The organism is Flavobacterium rhizosphaerae, assembly GCF_046000445.1.
Lineage (GTDB): Bacteria > Bacteroidota > Bacteroidia > Flavobacteriales > Flavobacteriaceae > Flavobacterium > Flavobacterium rhizosphaerae.
In genome coordinates this window covers 15236-39157 of sequence record NZ_JBELPZ010000014.1, presented here as the reverse complement: position 1 = coordinate 39157, position 23922 = coordinate 15236, and the positions used below count along the sequence as shown (strand labels likewise).

The 23922-nt window shown below is 40.4% G+C and carries 22 protein-coding genes; 9 read left to right on the top strand and 13 right to left on the bottom strand.

Annotated features, from left to right (window positions below):
- From ABS766_RS12685 to ABS766_RS12655, 7 genes are all read left to right on the top strand, one after another.
- On the top strand, nt 1–1677 hold the full coding sequence (locus ABS766_RS12685) for a pyruvate dehydrogenase complex dihydrolipoamide acetyltransferase (RefSeq protein WP_408085555.1): 1677 nt from the start codon (nt 1–3) through the stop codon (nt 1675–1677).
- 105 nt (nt 1678–1782) lie between these two features.
- The gene (locus tag ABS766_RS12680) at nt 1783–2409 is read left to right on the top strand and encodes an alpha-ketoglutarate-dependent dioxygenase AlkB family protein (protein WP_408085554.1); all 627 of its coding nucleotides are present in this window, start codon (nt 1783–1785) and stop codon (nt 2407–2409) included.
- On the top strand, nt 2410–3018 hold the full coding sequence (locus ABS766_RS12675) for an alpha-ketoglutarate-dependent dioxygenase AlkB family protein (RefSeq protein WP_408085553.1): 609 nt from the start codon (nt 2410–2412) through the stop codon (nt 3016–3018).
- Between the two features lie 74 nt (nt 3019–3092).
- Nucleotides 3093–4052 carry a M28 family peptidase gene (locus tag ABS766_RS12670; RefSeq protein ID WP_408085552.1) on the top strand — a complete coding sequence of 320 codons (960 nt, stop codon included), beginning with the start codon at nt 3093–3095 and terminating at the stop codon, nt 4050–4052.
- Entirely contained in the window at nt 4049–4726 is a 678-nt protein-coding gene (locus ABS766_RS12665) for an SDR family NAD(P)-dependent oxidoreductase (protein ID WP_408085551.1), read from the top strand. Before ABS766_RS12670 ends, ABS766_RS12665 begins: the two co-directional genes overlap by 4 nt.
- 9 nt (nt 4727–4735) lie before the next feature.
- Nucleotides 4736–5332 (top strand): SprT-like domain-containing protein, encoded by a 597-nt coding sequence (locus ABS766_RS12660; RefSeq protein WP_408085550.1) that lies wholly within the window; start codon nt 4736–4738, stop codon nt 5330–5332.
- 75 nt (nt 5333–5407) lie between these two features.
- The gene (locus ABS766_RS12655; protein WP_408085549.1) at nt 5408–9148 is read left to right on the top strand and encodes a gliding motility-associated C-terminal domain-containing protein; all 3741 of its coding nucleotides are present in this window, start codon (nt 5408–5410) and stop codon (nt 9146–9148) included.
- A gap of 42 nt (nt 9149–9190) precedes the next feature.
- Here the strand turns inward: ABS766_RS12655 and ABS766_RS12650 are convergent, their stop codons facing one another.
- From ABS766_RS12650 to ABS766_RS12635, 4 genes are all read right to left on the bottom strand, one after another.
- Nucleotides 9191–9979, bottom strand: coding sequence for an ABC transporter ATP-binding protein (locus ABS766_RS12650; protein ID WP_408085548.1), 789 nt, complete (start codon nt 9977–9979; stop codon nt 9191–9193).
- Nucleotides 9979–10719 carry an MlaE family ABC transporter permease gene (locus ABS766_RS12645; protein WP_408085547.1) on the bottom strand — a complete coding sequence of 247 codons (741 nt, stop codon included), beginning with the start codon at nt 10717–10719 and terminating at the stop codon, nt 9979–9981. Before ABS766_RS12645 ends, ABS766_RS12650 begins: the two co-directional genes overlap by 1 nt.
- Before the next feature lie 74 nt (nt 10720–10793).
- A complete protein-coding gene (locus tag ABS766_RS12640; protein ID WP_408085546.1) occupies nt 10794–11645 on the bottom strand; it encodes a glycosyltransferase in 852 nt (283 codons plus the stop codon).
- Nucleotides 11646–11712: 67 nt separating this feature from the next.
- Entirely contained in the window at nt 11713–12234 is a 522-nt protein-coding gene (locus tag ABS766_RS12635; protein WP_408085545.1) for a methyltransferase domain-containing protein, read from the bottom strand.
- Nucleotides 12235–12385: 151 nt separating this feature from the next.
- On the opposite strand from ABS766_RS12635, the gene ABS766_RS12630 reads away from it, so the two are divergent.
- Entirely contained in the window at nt 12386–13798 is a 1413-nt protein-coding gene (locus ABS766_RS12630) for a lipopolysaccharide biosynthesis protein (RefSeq protein WP_408085544.1), read from the top strand.
- 9 nt (nt 13799–13807) lie between these two features.
- Here ABS766_RS12630 and ABS766_RS12625 read toward each other — a convergent pair whose 3' ends face one another.
- Entirely contained in the window at nt 13808–14866 is a 1059-nt protein-coding gene (locus ABS766_RS12625) for a 3-oxoacyl-ACP synthase III family protein (protein ID WP_408085543.1), read from the bottom strand.
- A gap of 213 nt (nt 14867–15079) precedes the next feature.
- Nucleotides 15080–17929, bottom strand: coding sequence for an aminomethyl-transferring glycine dehydrogenase (gene gcvP, locus ABS766_RS12620; RefSeq protein ID WP_408085542.1), 2850 nt, complete (start codon nt 17927–17929; stop codon nt 15080–15082).
- 132 nt (nt 17930–18061) lie between these two features.
- On the opposite strand from gcvP, the gene ABS766_RS12615 reads away from it, so the two are divergent.
- Nucleotides 18062–18874, top strand: coding sequence for a UbiA prenyltransferase family protein (locus ABS766_RS12615; RefSeq protein WP_408085541.1), 813 nt, complete (start codon nt 18062–18064; stop codon nt 18872–18874).
- Between the two features lies 1 nt (nt 18875).
- Here ABS766_RS12615 and ABS766_RS12610 read toward each other — a convergent pair whose 3' ends face one another.
- The 7 genes from ABS766_RS12610 to ABS766_RS12580 form a co-directional block, all read right to left on the bottom strand.
- Nucleotides 18876–19784 carry a TIGR01777 family oxidoreductase gene (locus ABS766_RS12610; protein WP_408085540.1) on the bottom strand — a complete coding sequence of 303 codons (909 nt, stop codon included), beginning with the start codon at nt 19782–19784 and terminating at the stop codon, nt 18876–18878.
- Between the two features lie 5 nt (nt 19785–19789).
- A complete protein-coding gene (locus ABS766_RS12605) occupies nt 19790–20215 on the bottom strand; it encodes a hypothetical protein (protein WP_408085539.1) in 426 nt (141 codons plus the stop codon).
- A 4-nt stretch (nt 20216–20219) separates the two neighbouring features.
- A complete protein-coding gene (locus ABS766_RS12600) occupies nt 20220–20606 on the bottom strand; it encodes a hypothetical protein (protein WP_408085538.1) in 387 nt (128 codons plus the stop codon).
- Between the two features lie 20 nt (nt 20607–20626).
- Nucleotides 20627–20974 (bottom strand): hypothetical protein, encoded by a 348-nt coding sequence (locus tag ABS766_RS12595; protein ID WP_408085537.1) that lies wholly within the window; start codon nt 20972–20974, stop codon nt 20627–20629.
- Between the two features lie 60 nt (nt 20975–21034).
- The gene (locus ABS766_RS12590; protein ID WP_408085536.1) at nt 21035–21541 is read right to left on the bottom strand and encodes a GbsR/MarR family transcriptional regulator; all 507 of its coding nucleotides are present in this window, start codon (nt 21539–21541) and stop codon (nt 21035–21037) included.
- 64 nt (nt 21542–21605) lie between these two features.
- Entirely contained in the window at nt 21606–22610 is a 1005-nt protein-coding gene (locus ABS766_RS12585) for an SDR family oxidoreductase (RefSeq protein WP_408085535.1), read from the bottom strand.
- A 16-nt stretch (nt 22611–22626) separates the two neighbouring features.
- Nucleotides 22627–23922, bottom strand: coding sequence for an amylo-alpha-1,6-glucosidase (locus ABS766_RS12580; RefSeq protein ID WP_408085534.1), 1296 nt, complete (start codon nt 23920–23922; stop codon nt 22627–22629).

Here is a 23922-nt window from a genome sequence, read left to right as displayed (position 1 = left end):
ATGGCAAAAATTATAACTATGCCGCGCCTGAGCGATACCATGACAGAAGGTACCGTTGCTACGTGGCTTAAAAAAGTTGGTGACAAAGTAAATGAAGGTGATATACTTGCAGAAATAGAAACCGATAAGGCCACAATGGAATTTGAGGCGTTTGATGCAGGTACTTTATTATATATAGGCATTCAGGAAGGGGATACCGCCCCGGTTGACAGTGTGCTAGCAATAATTGGCAAAGAGGGCGAAGACTACAAACCATTGCTTGAAGGCAAAGGCGGAGAGGAAACCCCTGCTAAAGAAGAGGCACCGAAACAGCAGGACAAACCTGAAGCCAAAGAAGAGAAAACAGAAGAAAAACCTGTTGAAGAAAAAAAATCGGCTTCGGCTTCGCTTCCTGAAGGGGTGAAGGTGGTAACTATGCCACGCCTGAGCGATACCATGACCGAAGGTACTGTGGCTACATGGCTTAAAAAAGTAGGTGACAAAGTAAATGAAGGCGATATACTTGCTGAAATTGAAACAGACAAAGCCACTATGGAGTTTGAAAGTTTTAACGAAGGTACATTGCTGTACATAGGTATACAGGAAGGTGAGTCTGCCCCGGTTGATAGTGTACTGGCTATTATTGGTCCTGAAGGTACAGATGTTAGTGGTATTGCCGAAAATTATAAGGGTGGCGCAGATGCCCCGGCTGCTGAAAGCAAGGAGGAAGCTGCACCCCAGGCTAAAGAAGAAAACAAAGAAGAAACTTCAAAAGGCGATGAAACTACCGAGACTGCCGATGGTGGCCGTGTATTTGTTTCTCCGCTTGCCCGTAAAATGGCTGAAGAGAAAGGTATAAAGCTAAGCCAGGTAAAAGGTACAGGCGAAAATGGTCGTATTGTTAAAAAAGATATTGAAGACTTTAAGCCAGCCGCCGCTGCACAGGCACAGGCGCCTGCTGCTAAAGAAGCAGCACCTGCTGCCAAGGCTGCCCCAGTTTATACCCCGGTTGGTGAAGTAAAAACCGAAGAGGTTAAAAATAACCAGATGCGTAAAACCATTGCGCGCCGCCTTGCCGAATCTAAATTTACTGCTCCGGAATACAGCCTTACCATAGAGCTTGATATGGATGCAGCCATAGCTTCGAGAAATGTTATTAATGGATTACCTGATACCAAAGTGTCTTTTAATGATATGGTAATTAAGGCCAGCGCTATGGCGCTTCGCAAACATCCTCAGGTAAACACTGTATGGAAAGATGATGTTACCGTTTATAACAAGCATATTAGTATTGGTGTTGCCGTAGCGGTAGAAGATGGCCTTGTGGTGCCGGTACTTAAGTTTACAGACCAGATGAGCCTTTCTCAGATAGGTACAGGAGTAAAAGACCTTGCTGGAAAAGCAAGGAGTAAAAAACTTAGTCCTGCCGAAATGGATGGCAGTACATTTACTGTTTCTAATTTGGGTATGTTTGGCATACAGGAGTTTACTTCTATCATCAACCAACCTAACTCTGCTATACTTTCTGTGGGTGCTATAGTACAAAAACCAGTAGTTAAAAACGGACAGATAGTGGTAGGAAATACTATGACTGTTACGTTAACGTGTGACCACCGTACTATAGATGGCGCTACAGGGGCACAGTTCCTGCAAACGCTTAAACAATACATTGAGAACCCTGTAACCATGCTTGCATAAGCATTACAGCGTTTATTTTATATTTAAACCCCCATTAGCCGTGCTGATGGGGGTTTAACTTTTATAGGCACAGATTTTGCAGGAAAATATTATGGAGGAGATATTATGAATTTATTTGACGATACCGATATTTTTACAAGCAGCCCACCTAAAAAAATTTTACTTCAACTGCCGGATGCCGACGTGATGCTGTATGAAGGCTTTATACCAAAACAACAGGCAGACAGGTATTATGAAAATTTACGGCAACAAACGCCATGGCAGGAAGCTGACTGGAATATTTATGATAAAACCCACATTATCCCCCGTATGATAGCCTGGTATGGGGATGAAGATACCATCATCGAAAATAAGCAGGGTAATATGTGGACTCCCGAATTGCTTGAAATAAAAAAGCAAGTGGAGGCAGAGGTACAGCTGCAATTTAACGGTGTGTTATTAAACCTGTACCGAAACGGGAAAGACGGTGTAGGCTGGCACAGCGACCGGACAGAGAAATTTGATAAAAACCAGGTTATAGCTTCGGTTTCATTTGGAGAAACGCGCCCGTTTCGTTTACGGCATAAAACCCGAAAGGATATCCCCATGCAGGAAATCCTGCTTACCCATGGTACACTACTCCTTATGGCTGGTACTACACAAACGCATTGGGAACACCACGTACCTAAAACAGCTAAAGATATACTACCCAGAATTAACCTTACTTTCAGGCAGGTAAACCGAAAAATATAAATGGATTTATTTACTCCGCAACTTCAAAATAATGATAATCTGCTTCCTTATGATGGTGAGGTGAATTATCTTGGCATTGTAGTGCATAATACAGAAGCCGAGACATACCTTGAAGCGCTTTTAAATACCATTGCCTGGCGTAATGACGAAGCCGTTATTTATGGTAAATTGATTATTACAAAACGTAAAGTAGCCTGGTATGGCGACAGCCCTTTTAAATATACCTATAGCAATACCACCAAGCAGGCATTGCCCTGGACGCCTGAATTACTGGAACTTAAAAAGCTTGCCGAACAACATACTGGCGAAACGTATAACTCCTGCCTGCTAAACCTTTACCATACGGGAGAAGAAGGTATGGCCTGGCATAGCGATGCCGAAAAAGACCTCAAAAAGAATGGAGCAATAGCGTCTATGAGTTTTGGCGCCGAACGTAAATTTGCTTTTAAGCATAAGCAGACTAAAGAAACAATATCACTTTTGTTAGGGCATGGCAGCCTGTTGGTGATGAAAGGTACTACACAAGGCCATTGGCTGCACCGCCTGCCACCCACTAAAAAAGTTATAAAACCAAGGGTGAATTTAACGTTTCGCACTATAGAAGGCTAAAAGCGTTTATAAATCCGGCAGATGTGTGGTTTTGCGTTGTTTTTCTTATTTTAGCTACGAAAACAAACACATACATGAAGAAAATATTTTTACTGGTGTTAACCGCAGGTTTTATAATTTCCTGCTCCTCCAAAAAAAATGTTGCTGAAACTACCAAAGACTATACAGTGAAGCAGGAATCGGTTAAAGCAACCATCCAGTTTTTAGCCTCAGATGAGTTAAAGGGAAGGCAGAGTGGTAGCGAAGAACTTGAGCAGGCTGCAGATTACCTTACCGATATATTGGTGAAAAATGGGGCCAAACCATATTTTGCCACGTTTAATGATACACTTTCTAATTATCCTCAAACTACTTATAACATAGTGGGCTACTTTGAAGGTAATGACCCTAAACTTAAAGATGAGTTTGTGATTTTTGGCGCGCATTATGACCATATTGGCGTATCTAAAAACCCGCCAACGCTGGATAGTATTTATAATGGTGCTAATGATGATGCTTCCGGCTGTACCGTTTTGACAGAGTTGGCCAATTATTTTGGTAAAACAAAATCCAACAAGCGCAGTGTGATGATTTGCTTTTTTTCAGGAGAAGAAGAGGGTCTTTTAGGCTCAAGGCATTTGGCAGATAAACTGGCAAAACAGGGCCTAAACATTTACACCATGGTAGAGTTTGAAATGGTAGGCGTACCCATGCAGCGTGATATACTGGCTTATCTTACAGGTTGGGGTACCAGCAACATGGGTGAGAAATTTAATGAGTATGCCGGCAAAAACCTTATTGGCAACCTGCCGGAAGCTATTAAATACCAGTTGTTCCGCAGGTCTGACAATTATTCGTTTTACCTGGAGTCCCACGTGCCTTCACAAACGCTGAGTACATTTGATTTTACTAATTTTGATTACTATCATGATGTAAAGGATGAATTTGAAAATATGGATTTGATGCACATGACATCATTCATACAACAGATAATTCCGGTTATGGATAAAATGGTTAATGCGCCTACTAAAGAAATAGTACTGAAAGAAGAATGAAAAATATAATAATAACAGGTACCAGCAGGGGTATTGGGTATGAACTGGCATTGCTTTTTGCAGATGCCGGGCATAATGTCTTGGCGTTGTCTCGCAACATGCCGAAAACCTTACTCGATAATGAAAAAATAACCTGTTTGGCATTAGATCTGGCAGAACCGGAATCGTTAGCGCAGGTTAATGATTTTTTAAAAACATCATGGAAACATGTAGATGCCCTGCTGCACAATGCCGGGGCATTGTTGCACAAACCTTTCTCGGCTATAACAGCAAAAGAGTTTGAATACATATACAAAGTAAATGTGTTTGGGGTAGCAGCATTAAACCGTGTAGTATTGCCTTTTATGAAAAGTGGCAGCCATGTAATAACCATTAGCAGCATAGGTGGTGTAAAAGGTACAGTAAAATTTCCCGGACTTTCGGCATACAGTTCCAGCAAGGGGGCAGTTATCACCTTATCAGAATTGCTGGCAGAAGAATATAAAGAACAGGGTATAGCTTTTAATGTGCTGGCTCTTGGGGCTGTAAATACCGAAATGCTGCAGGAAGCTTTTCCCGGGTATGTGGCCCCGCTTTCGGCTAGAGAAATGGCAGAGTATATATATGAATTTACCCTTACCGGAAATAAATACTATAATGGAAAAGTACTGGAGGTATCCAGCACTACACCATAATTTTTTGGAATGGAAGAAGTATTAGCGCCTTATTTGCCTGAACATGCACTTGCCCCTGTTTTTGAAATGATAAAAAATTATGGGGTGCATCTTAAAATTGTGAATGAGCGTGTAACCCGCCACGGAGATTATCACCGTGATGCCTCAGGCTACCACCGTATAACGGTAAATGCCAATCTTAATAAATACCGTTTTCTTATTACTTTGGTGCATGAAATAGCACATTTAGCCGCTTTTGAAAAATATGGGCGCCATATAAAACCGCATGGTAATGAATGGAAAAGCACTTTCCAGAGGCTTATGGTACCCTTTATCCGGCCCGAGATATTCCCTGCACGTTTATTGCCTCTTATAGCAAGGCATTTCCGCAACCCTAAAGCCAGCAGTGATACAGATGCTACACTATCCATAGCCTTGAAAGAATATGACGAAGAAAATGGAAAAACCTATATTTTTCAGGTACCCTATGGCCAAAATTTCAGGATCTACAACGGCAAAATTTTTAAAAAGGGCGCCCAGCGGATAAAGCGTTTTGAGTGCCTGGAAGTAAGCACAGGTAAAATTTATCTCTTTAGCCCCAATGCTGAGGTAGAAGTATTGCCCTGAGCATTATTATGTTAAATTTGGTTTTCTTTAACAGTAATAAACTTAAAGTTTTTATTTTTAAAGAAAAAATCGCTCATGTACCCAACCAAACCAATCAGGGCATTGTATATTTTACTATGCCTTACTTTCACATCTTTATGTTTTTCCCAATTACCAAATTTTACCCTTACTGTAACCCCCACAGCGCAAACCTGTCTTGGTAATGGCTCTTTAGCTTTTACAGTTACGGGTATAAACCCTTCGGCTACTATGGCTTATCAGGTATATTTGTTGCCTGATACCACTACTGCTGTTACTACCGTAAATGCTTCTTATGTAGGTGGGCTCACCGCCGGCAATTACCTGGTAGTTGCCACACAAACATTAGGAGGGCTTTCCAATACGGCTACCGCTTCGGCTACTATTGCTAACAATGTGGTGCCCTTAACTTACACATTACAGGGGCAAAATGTGCGCTGCGGCAATGATGGAAAAATAACTGTAAATGTAACTTCTGGCAATGCGGTTAGTTACGAAATTATGGAAGGTCCGGTTACGCTGCCGCCGCAACCCTCAAATGTGTTAAATAATTTACCTGTAGGTACATATCAGGTGCGCGTATATGATGATTGCGGCGAAGCCGTTGTGGTAACCCTTCAATTGGTACAGCTTGCCACCAATATAACTATATTAACCGGGACAGCTTTAACAGGAGAACTGCCGGAATGTAATCATATTATTGTGAGGAATGACTTTTATTGCCCTAGCGCACTGGAAATTTTCTTTCCGGTTACCTTGCAATATACCGTTTACCCACCCGGGGGCGGCACCCCGGTGGGGCTGTCACAAACCATAGCCAACGGAGCTGATTATAATACGGCTACCCAGGCTATACCGTTTTATCCCGGTGAGGCATACACCTACAGCCTGCAGATAACAGATGTATGTGGCAATACGTTTACAAAACCTACCAATAATGTAGATGCAGAATTTAATGTAATTAATACTATCTCTGTTGAGAATTGTGACGATTTTATTTTCACATTAGAGCTCTATACTTTTAAAGGTCCGGTAACGGTTGATTTTACTGCCGCCCCGGAAGGTTTTAACCCGGTTGATTATAATGAAGAACATCCTGATTTTGATACCGCTTTAATTACTTATGGGCAGAGTGGAAATTATGTGCCGGAAGGCAATTACAGCGTTACCATAACTGATGCCTGTGGTAGTGTGGCTGTGTATGATTTTGAGGTAACGCCCCCTGAAGTTAACCCGCAGGTTGTAACACAATTGCAAAACTGTGCGCCTACAGGAACAATAAATATAATGATACCGGGGAGAGAAATTGTAGCTATAAGTATTACAGAAGCCCCTAATGATTATACAGGAACCTTGCCACAGGATGTCAGTGCTTTTTTAGATGACGAAGGTGTTTTTATAATGCCGGGCCTGCCTATTGGCGATTATCTGTTTACCCTGACAGACTCGTGCGGAGAAGAGCATGATGTACCGGCTGCATTATATGCTGCGGGGCAGCAATTAACAGTACAACAGCGCCCGGGGTGCCAGGAAGGTTATGGCTCTATAGCACTTAGCAGTTCTGGCACAGGCATTGTCTCTATTAGTATTACAGAAGCCCCGGAGGGTTTTACTGCAGATTTGCCTTTAGATGTAAGCAGTAATATTTCTGGTAATAATTTTTATATGAACACACTGCCAGAGGGTTTGTATACTTTTAATGTGGTAGACTTATGTGGCGGTATGGTGCAGCAGGATATAATAGTGCAGGGCTACCATATTACGGCTAATGATGTAGACCTCACCCCACATTGCGGTTCTTTTGATTTATACCTGCACAATACAAGCAACGGTTTTTTAAATACTTACTGGCTACAGGTGTATGATGAAGAAGCAGGTGTATGGGTGCACCCGGCCACCGGGCTACCATATACCGAGGGTGTGCAGCCTAATAATAATACTGCTTTACAGTTACTTAATAATACCAATAATATCAATCTTGCCTTTACGGGTGATTTCAGGATTATTAAAGTGAATTTTACTTATGCTAACGGCATGCCGGGCAGTGAGCTTTGTGTAAATGTTGTTGAAGAATTTTCTTTTGACGGTGGTCCGGTAATTACAGATGCTTATAGCTTTCCATGCAGCTCAGGTTTAACAGAGGTTGCCGTAATTGCAGAAGGGGTTCCGCCTTTAATGTATATGATTACGCAAAAAAATGGCGACCCTTTTGTTATTGATAATGGTGAGTCCAATTTATTTTCCGGGCTTGAGCCAGCTACGTATAATTTTAGGGTTACCGATGATTGCGGTAATATAAGAAACATTCAATTTGATATTAATGAGCTTGACCCTCTGGAAATTGAAGCAACGGGTTTTTGCGAGGGGGAAGAAAGTGTACTTTCAATACTTAATTTTGATTTTTTAACGTATGAATGGTTTAAAGAAGGAGCAGCAGGTACTGTTATCAGCAATACATCATCGCTTACTTTTCCGGCTTTTGATTCGGATACCGATGCCGGTACATATTATGTAAACATACTATCAGATGACCCTACTTCGTGCCTTAACCAGACACTTGAATATACTGTGGCACCTAATGAGCTGCCTTTTGCAGGAAACGATGCTACTGTGGCACTTTGTAATGCCGGGGAGGATATAAACCTGGAGGCTTACCTTACTACAGGTTATGATACAGGGGGCGCATGGACGGATATTGATAATACAGGAGCATTAAATAATAATTTGTTTGCAACACAGGGCATAGCACAGGGCAGTTACTCGTTTAAATATTCATTAAATGATGCCTGTGGTTTAACAGATGAAGCTGTTGTTACCATACAGCTTAAAGATATTCCTGATGCGCCTGTTGTGGCCACACCCGCACCCGTTTGTGAGGGCGAGGCTGTGCAGCTTTCGGTAGCTAATGTTCCCGGTGCAACTTATTTATGGACAGGCCCTGCTGGTTTTAGTACTACCGAACAAAACCCTGTGCTTTCTGCAGTATCGCCAAACATGTCTGGCGCATATACTGTAACAACTACCGTAAACGGCTGTGCCTCTGATGCAGTTGTTGCCAATGTGGTAATAAATGCACTGCCGGATTTTTCCATTGCAGGCAATACGCTACTGTGCCAGGGACAAAGTGTTGTACTTTCAGTAGAAGGAATTAATTTTAATAATAATGTGAATTATACATGGTACCAGAACGGAGACTTATTAAATATTACTACCGGAGCCATAGAGGTGTTTGAAACCGGCACCTATCAGGTAACAGTTGATAACAACGGCTGTACGGCAAGCAGGGAGGTAACAGTTAGCCAAAATACTAATGCATTTACAGTGGTGCCTGATGGTGGTTGTGTTGATGAAGAATATATGCTATGGATAGATAACCTTACTGAAATTTCGGGAGTGCTTTTTGAATGGACAGGACCGGGCGGTTATAGTTATTTAGGCGAACAGGCTAATATAAGCGGGCAAATGCCGGGCGAATATACTGTTGCGGTAACTAATGCTGATGGCTGTACAGAGACAGGGTCTATAAACGTAGAAAGTACCTGGTGTAAAATACCAAGGGGGATATCGCCAAACGGAGATAGTATGAATGATAATTTTGACCTTTCTAACCTTGATATACGGGAAATAAAAATATTTAACCGTTATGGCCTTGAGGTATACCACGAAAAGAATTATAAGAACCAATGGTATGGACAGTCTGACAAGGGGGATTTGCCAACAGCAACTTATTTTTATATTCTCACAATGGGTAGTGGTAAAAAAGTAACCGGGTGGGTATACCTGCTAAAGCAATTATAAACAGAAGAAAAGTTTTATGAACAAAAAAGCTTAGGGTAAAACCTAAGCTTTTTTGTTGTTTTCTTCCTCTTCTTCTGCAAGCAGGTTCTCGCGTACTTTTTTAAACAGGTCTGATGAATATACAAATTCTACAATAGACTTGTTTCTTGTTTCAAGAATTTCTTCTTTGTCGCCTTCCCACTCTTTTATACCATTTTTCAGGAATAAAATATTTTCCCCAATTTGCAGTACAGAGTTCATGTCATGGGTATTTATAACGGTTGTCATATTATATTCCACCGTTATTTCATGAATAAGTTTATCTATTACAATACTCGTTTCAGGATCCAGCCCGGAGTTAGGCTCATCACAAAAAAGGTATTTCGGGTTGTTTACTATAGCGCGGGCTATAGCTACCCTTTTTTGCATACCGCCCGATATTTCTGCGGGGTATCTTTTATTGGCATCCTGCAGGTTTACCCTGTCCAGTACACGGTTTACATGTTCTCTTATTTCACTCCGGCGTTTGCTGGTAAACATCCTTAGGGGGAATGCCACATTTTCTTCAACCGTCATAGAGTCAAAAAGTGCACTTCCCTGAAAAACCATGCCTATTTCTGTGCGTAGCATCCTTTTATCATCAGGTGTAAGCTCACTATATATACGTCCGTCATAGGATATGTTTCCTTTATCCGGCTGGTGTATTCCTAAAAGCGTTTTTAGCATTACTGTTTTACCAGATCCGCTTCGCCCTATAATCAGGTTTGTTTTACCGGTTTCAAAAGTGGCCGATATACCTTTTAATACTGTGGTATCGCCAAATGATTTTTCTATGTTTTTAATTTCTATCATTAGCTAAGCAGTAACTGGGTTATAATATAATCTAAAAGTATAATTACCACGCAGCACCAAACAAATGATACCGTACTTGCCTTACCCACCTCCAGTGCGCCACCTTTCATGTAAAAGCCATGAAAAGAAGGTATGGTAGCCAATATAAAGCCGAAGATAAAAGTTTTAATAAAGGCGTATCCTATATGAAAAGGTATAAAATCTCTCTGTATACCATCTAAAAACTCTTCGCTGCTTATAAAACCGCCAAATACTCCGGCAAGCCAACCGCCTACTATACCCAGGAAGATTGAAACTGATATAACAAACGGGTATAATAAAAAAGCTATTATTTTTGGAAACACCAGGTAATTTATGGAGTTAACACCCATAACCTCAAGCGCATCTATTTGCTCTGTAACACGCATGGTACCAATGCTGGATGTTATATAAGACCCTGCCCGGCCTGCCATAATAATTGAGATAAACGTGGGTGAAAATTCTAATATTACCGATTGCCTTGTGGCAAAAGCAATAAGCGAGTTAGGTATTAACGGGCTCGTTAAGTTAAGCGCTGTTTGTATAGCCACAACACCCCCTATAAAGAAAGAAATAAAGCTTACAATGCCCATAGAGCCTATTATAAGGTCGTCAATCTCTTTAAAAATCAAAGGCCTCATTACTTTCCATTTGGTAGGTTTGTAAAAAACCTCAATGAGCATGAGAAAATAGCGGCCAATCTGGGTTAATATTTTAATCATTTATGTGAAAATATCGGCTAATGTACCGAATTGTAATGGCTTTTCCTTGTTAGTTAATAGTTTTTTAATACTTCTCAAGGCAAGAATTTTTCTTTCATTTTTTTCCAGCGGTATTTCCGGATGAATTTAGCCTGTTCCTGTGTTACTAATAAGGGAGTATTAGTGCGCCGTGCTTTATAAAAGCCTTTTATGTAATCTATAAACAATAATGGCTTTTTTTTACGCATAGCAAGTTTTGCTCCAGCTATTGTGGTAATTACGGCCCCGTAACCCAGTGTGTAAAAAGCTTCGCCCTGTTTGTAGCGGGAGGCTTTATTATAATTAGCCCCGGTAGGTTTTAAATGTTTAACCTTTAGCTGGGGCAAGGTAATCACTTTCCAGCCATAATATTTTGCCAGCAATTCATCTGCCGTATCCCAGCCCATAGCGGTGCGAAGTCCCCCCATTTTTAAAAAAAGTTCTTTTCTGTAGGCTTTAAATGCCCCGCGTATGTGGTCTTTATCGGTAAGGTTTTCAATAACCCATTCCCCGTTCTTTTCTATATAGGCAAACCCACCTGCCATACCTACTTTATTATCCTGTTTAAAGGCATTAAGCACTGTTTCAAAATAATCGGGCGGAAGTATTAAATCAGCATCCAGCTTTACAATAATATCATACGCTTCATCAACAACCCCATAACCTGCATTAAAAGCCTGTATTACTTTGCTGCCGGGTAAGTGTACTGCCGAAGAGTCTCGGTTTACTAATTTTATCCAAGGGTAGGTGGCTGCAAATTTTTTTACAATATCTGCAGTGCTATCGGTGGAATTATCATTTACCACTATGGCCTTATCGGGTAAGACTGTTTGCGCCGCAAGCGATTGTAAGGTGACACCCATAAAGGCTTCTTCATTATGTGCGGGTATTATAACGTAGTATTTCATAGTGGTAATTAAAAGGATAGTAAATCCTCTTTTATTAACTTAAATTAAGTTTTAACAAACTTTATGGTTAACGTCTTTCGGCATATACAATGTAATACCTTGGAGTTACAGACCTTAAAATTGGACGGATACCTATTTTCTTAACAGGGTTCGTCCATTTTTTTTTGTCTTTAATTACCCAGCCTGTTTTTTCCAGAAGCCAGTCAAGCTGCCAGTCTTCAAATTCATGGTAATGCCTGTCCCACATATCGGTTTTGCTGCGATAGGCCGGGCTAAACCATAAACGTAATGGTACTGATAGTATAAGTTTATCGCTCTGCACTTTCTGTAAAACGGTATATGGGTTTAGTAAATGCTCAAAAATTTCAAAAGCGGCAAATACATCATAACCGCCATTTTCTATAATGCTTTGGTTGTTATCTAAATCTTCTCCTGAAGTGTTTAAAACCGTATAGCCTTCCTTTTTCATAATTTGAGAAAAAGGATTTTCTACACCCAGGTCCAGCACGGTATTATTTACCGGAATGTGCTTTTTTAAAAACTCAAGTGTGTGGCTGTAACGTTTGTGCGGAAAACTGTTTTGATACATCAGGCATTAATTTATGTTGCCAAAAATATAAAAAATACCGGGGCAGTTATCATAAATAGAAAGTATATTTACCTTTGCAATAAACACATGAGCGGTATTGAAAAGTAAACACCTACAGAAACAGATTTTCTTTTTTGCAGTTATAAATTACATGGGGACCGCTATAGGTATTGTATCTGCATTATTTATTTACCCTCTCGATTTTGCATTTTCGGGCATTATTAAGTTTGTAGACAATATATCGCAGCTTTTATACCCGGTAATGGTGTTTGGTGCCTCTCACGCATTAATAAAATTTTATCCTTCGCTTACAGAGCAAAAGCAAAAACAATTGTTTAATTACAGCCTTGTTTCTGTAACGGTTGTAAGCCTGGTTACCCTGGCAGGTGTAGTTTTGTTTAACGTTATAACACAGTATAAAGATTCTGCACTGGTTTATTTTGCTTTTGCAGTAGCATTTTCACTTGCTTTTATAGATCTTTTCCGTAAACAGGCGCAGGATATGCAACGGCTCTCAGTGCCTACTCTTTTTGAAAAGATAATACCAAAAATTACACTGCCAGTATTATTCCTGTTGCTTATTAACGGCTATTTTGGTGTGATAACCTCGCTATGGTTTTATGCCGGGGCATACTTGCTTATCCTGTTGTTGATAGGCGGCTATCTATTTTCAAACTTTAAGCCTGGTTTTAATTACCGTTTTAATAATTTGTTTACCGATATAAGCAGGCGTGATTATTACCGCTACAGCTTATATGCTTTTGCAGGGAGTGTAGGCTCACTACTGGCTTTCAGGATAGACGGTATTGTTATTTTTAACTGGATAGGTGAAGAGGCAAACGGTATTTTTGGTAATGGGGCTACCCTTGCCGCTACCATGCAAATACCTGCTGTAGGTATGTTCGCCCTGTATGCACCGCTCATATCTAAGCATCTTCAGGAAAATACCCTGGAGCCTCTTAATATGAAATATAAAGAAATTGCACGTTTGCTTTTTTTTATAGGAGCTCTTTTGTACAGTTGTATTTTTATAGGAATAGATGATTTGTTCAGCCTTTTACCATCATCAGAAAAACTGATGCTTACCGTGCCCATTATTTATATTCTTGGATTTAGTGTACTAATTAATATGGCTACAGGTTTTAATACCGAAATAATTACGTATTCAAAATATTACCGATTTAATATGATAGCTATACTGTTGCTTATTGTAGTAAATATAGCTTTAAATGCCTGGTTTGTTTTTATAGCAGATATGGGTATAGCCGGGGTGGCATGGGCATCATTTATAAGTATGACACTCTTTAACTTTTCTAAATTGGTTTTTATTTATAGAAAATTTGGCTTGTTGCCATTTGATGCTGCTTTTGGTAAACTGGTGCTGTTGTTTGCCTTTACGGGTGTGGTGATTTATTTGTTGCCCGAAACGGGTTCTCATTTTGTAAATCTTATTTATAAATGCGGTTTGCTGGTAACGTTAAACGTTGTAGCTATATATAAATTAAGGCTTGTCTACCAATTGAATGTATGGATAGATCAAGCCCTAAAAAAGTTTAAGCTATAATAAGCTAAATTATATTTTGTATACAAAAGCATTTATATTCATACCGGCACCTACACTGGCAAAAATAACAATATCACCTTTATTTAATTGTTGGTTTTCAAGCTTACCTTTAATCATCAGGTCATAAAGTGTAGGTATGGTGGCTACACTACTGTTGCCCAGTTTGCCAATACTCATAGGCATTACATGATTGTCGGCTTCGTGGTCATACAGCTTAAAAAAACGTTCCACTATAGCCTCGTCCATTTTTTCGTTGGCTTGGTGTATAAGTATCTTTTTTACGTCCTCAATATCAAAGCCACTTTTATCAAGGCATTCTTTCATAGCCATGGGTACGTTGGTAAGGGCAAATTCATATATCTTCCTTCCGTACATTTTTATATAACGCACATCGGGGTCGTGCCCTGTATTGTAGGAGTTGCCAAAAAATAAATAATAGGCTTCATCATAGGTAAAAGAGGCAGATTCATGCGCCAATATACCGCCATCTTCTTCGGTGCCTTCTACTATTGTAGCACCTGCACCGTCAGAATATATCATACTGTCGCGGTCGTGCGGGTCTACCACGCGGCTAAGGGTTTCAGCTCCAATTACCAGGCATCTTTTTGCCATGCCTGATTTTATATAGGCCTGTGCCTGTATAACTCCTTCAACCCAGCCCGGGCAGCCAAACAGAATATCATAGGCTACACATTTTGGGTTTTTTATTTTGAGGTTATGCTTTACCCTGGAGGCAAGGCTTGGTAAAATATCACTTTGTATGGCGCCTTTTTTTACATCACCAAAATTATGCGCAAAAATAATGTAATCAATAGTTTCCTTGTCTATCCCAGCATCTTCAATTGCTCTTTCGGCAGCAAGAAAAGCAATGTCTGACGATTGTTGGTTGTCTTCTACATACCTACGTTCTTCAATACCGGTTATCTGCCTGAATTTATAGGCTATAACCTCATTAGAATAAGGTAGCTGTTTGCCATCATCATTTAAAAAAACATGCTTGGCAAAATCCTTATTAGAAACAGTAAGTGTGGGAATATAGCTACCCGACCCGGTGATTTTTACATTCATTTCTGATTTGTTTATTTTAGCAAGCTAATTTAATAAAAACCTAATTCAAAAATAAAAAATATTATGCCTGCATAATATTTTTTATTTATAAAATTTATATTACAGCACTATTACATAAGTGCAAAATGTAAATATACTTTACTTTATAAGATTATTCATATAAAAATATAAAATGCTGCCTTGGTATAGGCAGCATTTTTAATGTGTGCAGGGTTATTTTTCCATATATGCCTCAATAGGCGCGCAAGAGCAAACCAGGTTACGGTCGCCATAGGCATCATCTACACGGCGTACAGCGGGCCAAAACTTATTTTCCTGTAAATATTCAAGAGGATAAGCAGCCTTCTCACGGGTGTAAGGCAAATCCCAAGTGTCTGCGGTAAGCATGGCAAGGGTATGCGGTGCGTTTTTAAGCACATTGTTTTTATCTTCGGCAGTAGCTTCGTCAATCTCTTTACGTATGGCAATCATGGTATCGCAAAAACGGTCAAGCTCTTCAAGATTTTCACTCTCGGTAGGTTCTACCATAAGCGTACCTGCAACCGGGAACGATACTGTTGGCGCATGGAACCCATAGTCCATTAAGCGTTTTGCAATATCAGTTACCTCAATACCATTGGCTTTAAACGGGCGGCATTCTAATATCATTTCGTGGGCAGCACGGTTCATTTCGCCAGTGTAAAGCGTATCAAAATGGCCTGCAAGGCGCTCTTTAATATAATTGGCGTTAAGTATAGCGTGTTTTGTAGCGCTGGTAAGACCTTCTTCGCCCAACATGGTAATATAACCGTAAGAAATAAGGCATACCAATGCCGACCCCCATGGGGCAGCACTAATAGCTGTAATAGCGTTATCGCCACCTGTTTTTATTACCGGGTTGCCCGGAAGGAAGGGCACCAAATGTTTAGCCACACAAATAGGGCCAACACCCGGGCCACCACCACCGTGAGGTATAGCGAAGGTTTTGTGCAGGTTAAGGTGGCAAACATCAGCACCAATAGTGGCAGGGTTAGTAAGTCCTACCTGTGCGTTCATGTTAGCGCCATCCATATAAACCTGGCCACCATTTTCGTGTATTATTTTGGTTATTTCTATAATAGAAGCCTCATAAACCCCGTGTGTAGACGGGTATGTTACCATAAGGCAGGCAAGGTTGTCTTTATGAAGCTCTGCCTTGGCTTTAAGGTCTTCTACATCTATATTGCCATTTTCAGAAGTTTTGGTTACCACAACCTCCATACCCGCCATGTGTGCGGTAGCAGGGTTGGTGCCATGCGCCGATGCCGGTATAAGGGCTATATTTCTGTGGCTTTGCCCAATAGACTCCTGATAAGCACGTATTACCATAAGGCCTGCATACTCACCCTGTGCGCCACTGTTTGGCTGTAGGGTAGTGCCTGCAAAACCGGTAATGACATTTAGTTGTTCTTCCAGCTTTTTAAGCATTACCTGGTAGCCTTCGGCCTGGTCAAGCGGGGCAAAAGGGTGCATGCTGTTCCAGTTTGGTAAGCTTAATGGCAGCATTTCTGCGGCGGCATTCAGTTTCATGGTGCAAGACCCAAGCGATATCATGCTGTGGTTAAGCGAAAGGTCTTTACGCTCCAGTTTTTTAATGTAGCGCATAAGGGCGGTTTCGCTGTGGTATTTGTTAAACACCTCGTGTGCAAGAAACTCAGTACTCCTGATAAGGTTTTCCGGAATGTGTACCGTATTTGTAAGTGTCGTAACAGTATCGGCTGTTTTACCGGTAACTTCGGCAAATACCGCTACAATATCATTAATATCGTTAAGTGAGGTAGTTTCGTTAAACGAAATACCAACGGTGTCTGCATCTATGTAAAGGAAGTTTAGTTCCTTAGCTTCAGCAACGGCTTTAACTTTAGCAGCATCTGCTTTTACTACAATGGTATCAAAGAATGATGTATTTGTCTGGTATACGCCCAGTTTGTTAAGTGCATCAGCAGCAGTAACTGCACTGGCGTGTACTTTTCCGGCAATATACTTAAGGCCTTTTGGCCCATGGTATACGGCATACATACCTGCCATAACGGCAAGCAATACCTGTGCTGTACAAATATTAGAAGTAGCTTTTTCGCGTTTAATGTGCTGCTCGCGTGTTTGTAATGCCATGCGGAGTGCGCGGTTACCATTCATGTCTATAGTAACGCCTATAATACGCCCGGGCATAGAGCGTTTGTATTCTTCTTTAGTGGCAAAGTAAGCCGCATGCGGGCCACCGTAACCCATAGGGATACCAAAACGTTGTGTTGTACCCACTACTACATCGGCGCCAAGTTCCCCAGGAGGGGTAACTTTTACAAGGCTTAATATATCGGCAGCAACAGCGGTTTTAATATCGTTTTGTTTTGCTTTGGCTATAAAACCTGCATAGTTAAACACCTGCCCGTATTTACCCGGATATTGCAATATGGCTCCAAAGAAATCTGATGAAAAATCAAACTCTTCGTGGTTGCCTACTACAAGCTCTACACCAATAGGGGTAGAACGGGTTTGTAATACACTAAGGGTTTGCGGCAGTATTTCTTCGCTTACAAAAAGCTTGTTTACATTATTCTTTTTCTGCTCGCGCGTTCTAACATCAAATAACAAAGCCATAGCTTCGGCAGCGGCAGTAGCCTCGTCAAGTAACGATGCATTGGCAATTTCCATTCCGGTAAGTTCAATTACCGTAGTCTGGAAGTTAAGTAACGCCTCAAGGCGCCCCTGGGCTATTTCAGCCTGGTACGGTGTATATGCCGTATACCAGCCCGGGTTTTCAAATATATTTCGCTGTATAGGTGCGGGTACAATGGTTGTATGGTAGCCTAACCCAATGTATGACCTGAACCTTTTATTTTTATTGCCTAAGTCGGTAATATGTTTCAGGTATTCATATTCAGTAAGTGCAGGGTCTAGCTTAAGCGGTGCTTTCAGGCGGATATCGTCTGGCAGTGTTTCATATATCAACTGATCTATATTTTCTACACCAATGGTCTTAAACATGTGCTGTAGGTCAGCCTCTCCGGGTCCAATGTGCCTTAAAGCAAAAGCATCTGTCTTCATAGTAAAAAGTTGCGTGTTTTTTGAAGGCACAAAATTAGTTATTTATCTGCAAATTAAAGTGTATTTTTAAGCCCTATTTTGTGAATTTTTCAATTGGTTGGCTGTCGTGCCTCCACATAATTTATTTTTGGGATGAACCTGGTACAAAGGCTCTTTTATATTTATATACACGGCAGCATACATGTGGCCCTGGCAGTGCTTTCTCTGGTGTTTCTTACCAACCATACTTTTGGGCTGGAGTTTGACCCCGCTGTAAGCGGTTTTGCTTTTTTTGGCACTGTTTTCGGGTATAATTTTATAAAATATGAAGAGTACCTGCGGTTGCGACAGCCTTTTGGCAACCAGCCCCAAACCATTACTGTACTTAGTGTATTTTCGCTTATTGCAGGAGCCGCTTGTTTTTTTTTGCTGGGTTTTAAAACACAGCTTACGGCAGCCCTATTTGGGGTGCTTGCTGTATTTTATGCCGTACCTATATCAAAGCGCGGCAATTTACGCAGCCTTGCCGGCATTAAAATTTATATTGTAGCCCTGTGCTGGGGCGGTGTTACCGTATTGATGCCACTTGTAAATGCCGGGCTTTATCTGGGCCATGACGCCTGGCTGAAGTTTGCCCAGCGTTTTCTTTTAGTAATTATACTGATATTGATTTTTGAGATTATAGATATTAGTGAAGACGACCCGTTGCTGGAGACTGTACCCCAGCAGATTGGCGTTAAAAAAACTAAATTATTAAACCTGTTCCTGCTCTTGCTGTTTTATGGGGTGGAGTTTTTAAAGGCACGGGTATATCCGCATTATATACTGGTAAATACTGTAATTGTACTGTTGGTAGCTTTGTTTACCATATTTGCTACCCCTAACCGTAGCAAGTACTACACCCTGTTTTGGGTAGAAAGTATTCCGGTATTTTGGTATGCGTTAGTAGTTGTAAGTAGCTGGTAGGTTATTGCAATAGATTACCTAATGCTTTCTCCGCAGTATCAAATTTAAACCTGAAACCTTGTCCTGAAAGCCTTGCGGGTACTACATTTCTGCTTTTTAATATAAGTTCAGTTTCAGTGCCTATAATTTTTGCACCAATTTTTAACATCCATTTTGGTTGGCTAAGGCCAAAGGGTACACCAAGTTTTTTTCTTAGAATTTTCATGAACTTATAATTATGCACAGGGTTGGGCGCGGTTACGTTTACAGCGTTTGCTATTTTGTTGTTTATTATAAATTCTACTGCTCTTGCAAAATCTTCTTGATGAACCCAGCTTACAAACTGCTGCCCATTTCCCTGCCTGCCTCCAAGTCCGCACTTAGCTATCTTCAACATTATAGGTAATGCCCCGCCATCTTTTCCTAAAACTATAGAGGTGCGTATGGCTGTTTTTATTACTGAAGGTGCAGGTGTACCAAAAAAGGCACTTTCCCATTTATTAGCTACAGTCATAGAAAAATCATTACCGGTTTCTCCTGTGGCTTCATCCATCTGCCTGTCTTCAGAGTGGCGGTATATTGTAGCGGTAGAGGCATTAATCCAGTGTTTAGGAGGATGTTTACATTGCTGTATGGCTTTTGCTAAAATTTTAGTGCTGTCAATTCTTGAATACAGTATTTCGGCTTTATTCTTATCATTATACCTACAATTAACCGATTTACCGGTAAGGTTAATCAGTACATCAGCACCTTCGAGGTAATGTTCCCAGCCAGTGATGGATTTGGCATCCCAATGCACATAGCGGATGTTATCTTTAGCTTGGTTTTTACCACGCGTTAATACTATAATTTGTTTTGTTTCATTCTTAAAATGTTTAATAAGAGTGTTACCTAAAAAACCTGTTCCTGCCGCAATAATGAGTTTTTTCATGATTTCTATTGTTTAAAATCGCTATACATACGATGGGTTACATACACAAAATATATTGCGATGAGCATGGGGAGCACAATTAGTTCAACTATAATTGCCACCCTAATAATAATCCAATCGAATTCTACATCTTTAAATTCGTTAACTATCCAGTATATACCTGCACACGTTAACCAGGCAAGTATGAGTAACCAATAAATTTTCAACAGTTTACATACAGTGGGTGTTTTCCATTTCCAATAAGCGAATGATGCTAAGACGGCTACTACTAATTGATAACATCCTAAAAAGAATTGTATGATGATACCTATGCCAGATAATTGTGCTATGGCATAAGCAATGAGCGTAGCTGCTACACTAAAAAAGTTTACAAAGTGGGCTACGGTTACCGTGCGGTGTAGTAAGGTGGATACAAAGGGATTAGCAGTCATGACATTACGCTTTAAATACAATTTTTTCTTCGGTAGTAGCTTGTTTCGTTTTCTTTTTACCGCGGAAAAACAGATACAGGTTTAAAAACAGCATGATACCGAGATAAATGCTAAACCCGCCAATTTTATAGGTTAAAGCCTCAACAAGTGCCTGGCTGCTGTCTTCATACAAATTCATTTTAAGTATGCGGAATGCTACGCCGAGGTTAAGGAGGTAAAATCCAGTTTCAAAAAGCTTATTGGTTGCAGTGGCAATTTCTTCGCGGCCTTTATAAATGTCCAGCATAAAAACACGGGCATTTTTAAAAAGGGTACGGCTTACAATAAGTGTGAGTGCTATGGCTACAGGAAGGTAGATAAAATAGCCGATAAGTGTTTTGGTAGTTTCCATAATATAATGATTTTGAATTATTAATGAATGAGTTTCTTTATATAACGGGTAATTAAAACAAGGTTTAGGTAATGCATAATAGCCAAAATGAGTACAATCATGGCAATTTTTACTGCCAGGGTTTCCGCAAGCTGCGTAGCTGTAAAAATTTTTTTCCAATGTACCAGGGTAGTGGCAGCATACCCTATATTAATTAAGTAATACCCCGCCAATAAAATTTTATTAATTCTTGTGCAAAGTTCTTTATGCCCCGGCATGAGCGAGAGTACATAGATATTGCCATTGCGGTAGCAAATGCTGCCTACTACAACTATGATATATATAATCACTATCAAAAACAGGCAATATGCTATCAGGTTGAGGTTCATTTTTATTTTATTGTAATTTTTAAACTTTCAGTAATATTTGAAATATATAAATAAATTTTTTTACTTCATAATCTTCATTACCAAACGTCCAAGCCAGTTGGTTTTTAACTCTGTAACTTTCTCAATCATATTATCTACTTTATTCACAAAGTCATAAAGTTTTGCGGTTTGCTCCTTAAATTGTTTTGCCTCAGCAGAAGTTTCTGTTATATTGGCAGATGATACTTCTTTTAACACTTTAAGGGTAGGTTTTATTTCCCTGCGGCTGCGCTCCTGTGCTACTTTCACCGCAACTTCGTCCAAATCTTTTTCAGCCGAAAAAAACTCCTTACGCTCGCCCGGCTTCAGTTCTTTATTAACAAGGCCCCAATCCATTAATGCCCGCAGGTTCATGCTTGCGTTACCGCGGGAAATATAAAGCTCTTCCATAATATCTTCCATAGAAAGTGGTTCGGGTGCTACCATTAACAGGGCATGTATTTGCGCCATGGTTTTATTTATTCCCCATTGTGAGCCCAGTGCCCCCCAGGTCTGGATGAATTTGTTTTTTGCTTCTTTAAATTCCATATACCAAAATTAGTAAATACTTTTTAAACTTTCAAAAAATTTTGAAAGTTTATTGATTTCGGAATTAAATAAGTATAATAATTATAATTATGAGTAGCAGTATTACGGCAATAAGGGCAAAGGTTATAAACTTATGCTCGCTAAAATATAGCTCGGCACTTGTTGAGGTAGCTTTGTCACCAAAAGGGCCATGACCGCCATGATCTCCAGGTATTGGGGCATAAAGGTTATCTTTGCGGTTAGGGTCTTCTGGCTCATCGGTTTGCTGTCCGCTAATACCTGTATTAGCCAATACCCTGTCAGCGTACCACGGGGCAATCTGGTTACCAATTACGGCTTTCAGGGTAGGGTAACCCACCAGCATTTCCCTCCGGTCATGTTCAGCAGCGTATAATATCGCGCTTGCTGCCACTTCAGGCTGAAATATAGTGCCCATAGGACGCGGTTTATTGGGGAGCCTGCTACGTACAAAACCAAATTGTGTGGTATTCATGGCAGGCAGCTGTACCATAGTAATTTGCACATTGCTTTTATCATGCAATAATTCGGTGCGTAGTGAATCAAAAAATCCCTGGATGGCGTGTTTAGACCCACAATATGCTGATTGTAAAGGGATACCCCTGTACGCCAGTGCCGAACCTACAAATACTATAGAACCTTTATCACGGGGCAGCATCCTTTTTAAAGCAGAAAGCGCCCCGTTTACTTGCCCCAGATATGTTACTTCGGTTACACGTTTATATTCTTCTGCTTTCATTTCTTTTACCGGACTAAAAACGCTATTCATGGCATTATTTACCCAAACATCAATGAGGCCTAGAGCTTTTTCGGTATGTTCGGCAGCCTGTTCTACGGCATCAGCATCGGCTACATCTACGCTATAATAAACCGCTTTCATACCCATGTCTTCAATCTCTTTTTTTGCGCCCTCTAACCCTTCAATACCACGCGCAATTAACGATACATTGTACCCCGCTTTTGCAAAGCTGCGGGCACAAACACGGCCTAAACCCGCAGAGGCACCTGTTATTACTGCTACACCTTTTGGGTTGTCTCCTGTATATTTCATGTTTTTAATGTTTTTATTAAACTTTAGTGTTTTCTACTGTTTCCTGTTTTTGTACTTCCAGCATATCAATAATCAATCCTGCCCAGGTAAATTCTTTTGCTCCATGGCCTTCGCCTGTAAATGGATTGTAATATTCGCGAAAGCCGCTTTTATCAATAAGCTGCCTGATGCTGTCTATAAGTTTTTGGGCTTCTTCCGGATAACCTTTTTTTAAGAGCAGCCGGTGCATAAACCAGTTGTTTATAATCCATACCGGCCCCCGCCACAGGTATAAGGATTCGTCAGGGTTAAAAGAAGCATTGTTTTTGGCTACCGATGGTATTGGGTACGTGGCATTAAACTCATTATAATCGAAAAAGTGCGTTTTTAATACCTTTTGTTCTATGGTTTCGTCTATTTCATTTAAAATAAGCGGATAAAAAATAGTGGGGGTAAGTACCTTAATTTTTTTATTATCATGTCCGTATACATCATAAAAGGCAGCATCAGTATCATCATACATTACCTTGCAGATGCTGTTGGCTACTTTATGTGATAGGTCCATATAGTGTTTACTGCTTTCATCATCATTAAGCTCATTACATAATAATGATAAGGCTTTAAGATTTTGGGCATAAATAGTATTAAAACCTGCATCTTTAACCAGGAATTTACCTTTTTCCCTGATTTTTTTATAATTATAATTGTGGATGAAATTCCAGAAATCTACTCCGGTAACTTTTAAAAAAAGCTTTTTGCCTGCCTTTGCAGGTTCCATACCCAGTGCCACATCGTAGGTAGGCTTCCAGTCCATACCCGACTCATAGGGAGTTATAATGGTAATAAGCCCATCGCCATCAAAGTCGCGGTTTTTGGCAATCCAGTCATAATACTTTTTTAATTTCGGCACCATCTCCTGTAAAAAACCTTTATCGCCCGATGCTTCATAGATACGCATGGTAGCCTGTGCTGCCAATGGGGGCTGTATAAGCGCTGTCATGTGGCTTTTGTAAAGGTTTTTAAGTGTGGGCTTAGATTGAAATATATCGGTAATCCTGCCGGGCCGCAATGTGTCCCAGTAAATCATATGCCCTACAAAACCATCATCCTGCTGCCTGCTAAACAGGCTTTGCAGGTGTTGCTTGGCCATTTCATGGTCGCCCAGGGCAGTAAAAATGTATACATGAAAGCAGGTGTCCCAAAAAAACTGAAAAGGGTAAGTGCCTGGCGACGGCTTGGTAAAGTGGTAGGGCATTCCGTTATCCAGCGTTCCGTCGCACATGTTTTTATATATTATTTCATGTACCTTTTTATATAACTCTTCGTCTGTCAT

Bases quoted from the DNA above. Each gene is read 5' to 3' on its own strand.
- ABS766_RS12655 (WP_408085549.1), top strand. From the start codon at position 5,408: ATGTACCCAACCAAACCAATCAGGGCATTGTATATTTTACTATGCCTT.
- ABS766_RS12625 (WP_408085543.1), bottom strand. From the start codon at position 14,866: ATGAATGTAAAAATCACCGGGTCGGGTAGCTATATTCCCACACTTACT.
- ABS766_RS12680 (WP_408085554.1), top strand. From the start codon at position 1,783: ATGAATTTATTTGACGATACCGATATTTTTACAAGCAGCCCACCTAAA.
- ABS766_RS12630 (WP_408085544.1), top strand. From the start codon at position 12,386: ATGGGGACCGCTATAGGTATTGTATCTGCATTATTTATTTACCCTCTC.
- ABS766_RS12580 (WP_408085534.1), bottom strand. From the start codon at position 23,922: ATGACAGACGAAGAGTTATATAAAAAGGTACATGAAATAATATATAAA.
- ABS766_RS12660 (WP_408085550.1), top strand. From the start codon at position 4,736: ATGGAAGAAGTATTAGCGCCTTATTTGCCTGAACATGCACTTGCCCCT.
- ABS766_RS12640 (WP_408085546.1), bottom strand. From the start codon at position 11,645: ATGAAATACTACGTTATAATACCCGCACATAATGAAGAAGCCTTTATG.
- ABS766_RS12610 (WP_408085540.1), bottom strand. From the start codon at position 19,784: ATGAAAAAACTCATTATTGCGGCAGGAACAGGTTTTTTAGGTAACACT.
- ABS766_RS12645 (WP_408085547.1), bottom strand. From the start codon at position 10,719: ATGATTAAAATATTAACCCAGATTGGCCGCTATTTTCTCATGCTCATT.
- ABS766_RS12590 (WP_408085536.1), bottom strand. From the start codon at position 21,541: ATGGAATTTAAAGAAGCAAAAAACAAATTCATCCAGACCTGGGGGGCA.
- ABS766_RS12585 (WP_408085535.1), bottom strand. From the start codon at position 22,610: ATGAAATATACAGGAGACAACCCAAAAGGTGTAGCAGTAATAACAGGT.
- ABS766_RS12635 (WP_408085545.1), bottom strand. From the start codon at position 12,234: ATGTATCAAAACAGTTTTCCGCACAAACGTTACAGCCACACACTTGAG.
- ABS766_RS12595 (WP_408085537.1), bottom strand. From the start codon at position 20,974: ATGAACCTCAACCTGATAGCATATTGCCTGTTTTTGATAGTGATTATA.
- ABS766_RS12615 (WP_408085541.1), top strand. From the start codon at position 18,062: ATGAACCTGGTACAAAGGCTCTTTTATATTTATATACACGGCAGCATA.
- ABS766_RS12600 (WP_408085538.1), bottom strand. From the start codon at position 20,606: ATGGAAACTACCAAAACACTTATCGGCTATTTTATCTACCTTCCTGTA.
- ABS766_RS12650 (WP_408085548.1), bottom strand. From the start codon at position 9,979: ATGATAGAAATTAAAAACATAGAAAAATCATTTGGCGATACCACAGTA.
- ABS766_RS12665 (WP_408085551.1), top strand. From the start codon at position 4,049: ATGAAAAATATAATAATAACAGGTACCAGCAGGGGTATTGGGTATGAA.
- ABS766_RS12685 (WP_408085555.1), top strand. From the start codon at position 1: ATGGCAAAAATTATAACTATGCCGCGCCTGAGCGATACCATGACAGAA.
- ABS766_RS12675 (WP_408085553.1), top strand. From the start codon at position 2,410: ATGGATTTATTTACTCCGCAACTTCAAAATAATGATAATCTGCTTCCT.
- gcvP (WP_408085542.1), bottom strand. From the start codon at position 17,929: ATGAAGACAGATGCTTTTGCTTTAAGGCACATTGGACCCGGAGAGGCT.
- ABS766_RS12670 (WP_408085552.1), top strand. From the start codon at position 3,093: ATGAAGAAAATATTTTTACTGGTGTTAACCGCAGGTTTTATAATTTCC.
- ABS766_RS12605 (WP_408085539.1), bottom strand. From the start codon at position 20,215: ATGACTGCTAATCCCTTTGTATCCACCTTACTACACCGCACGGTAACC.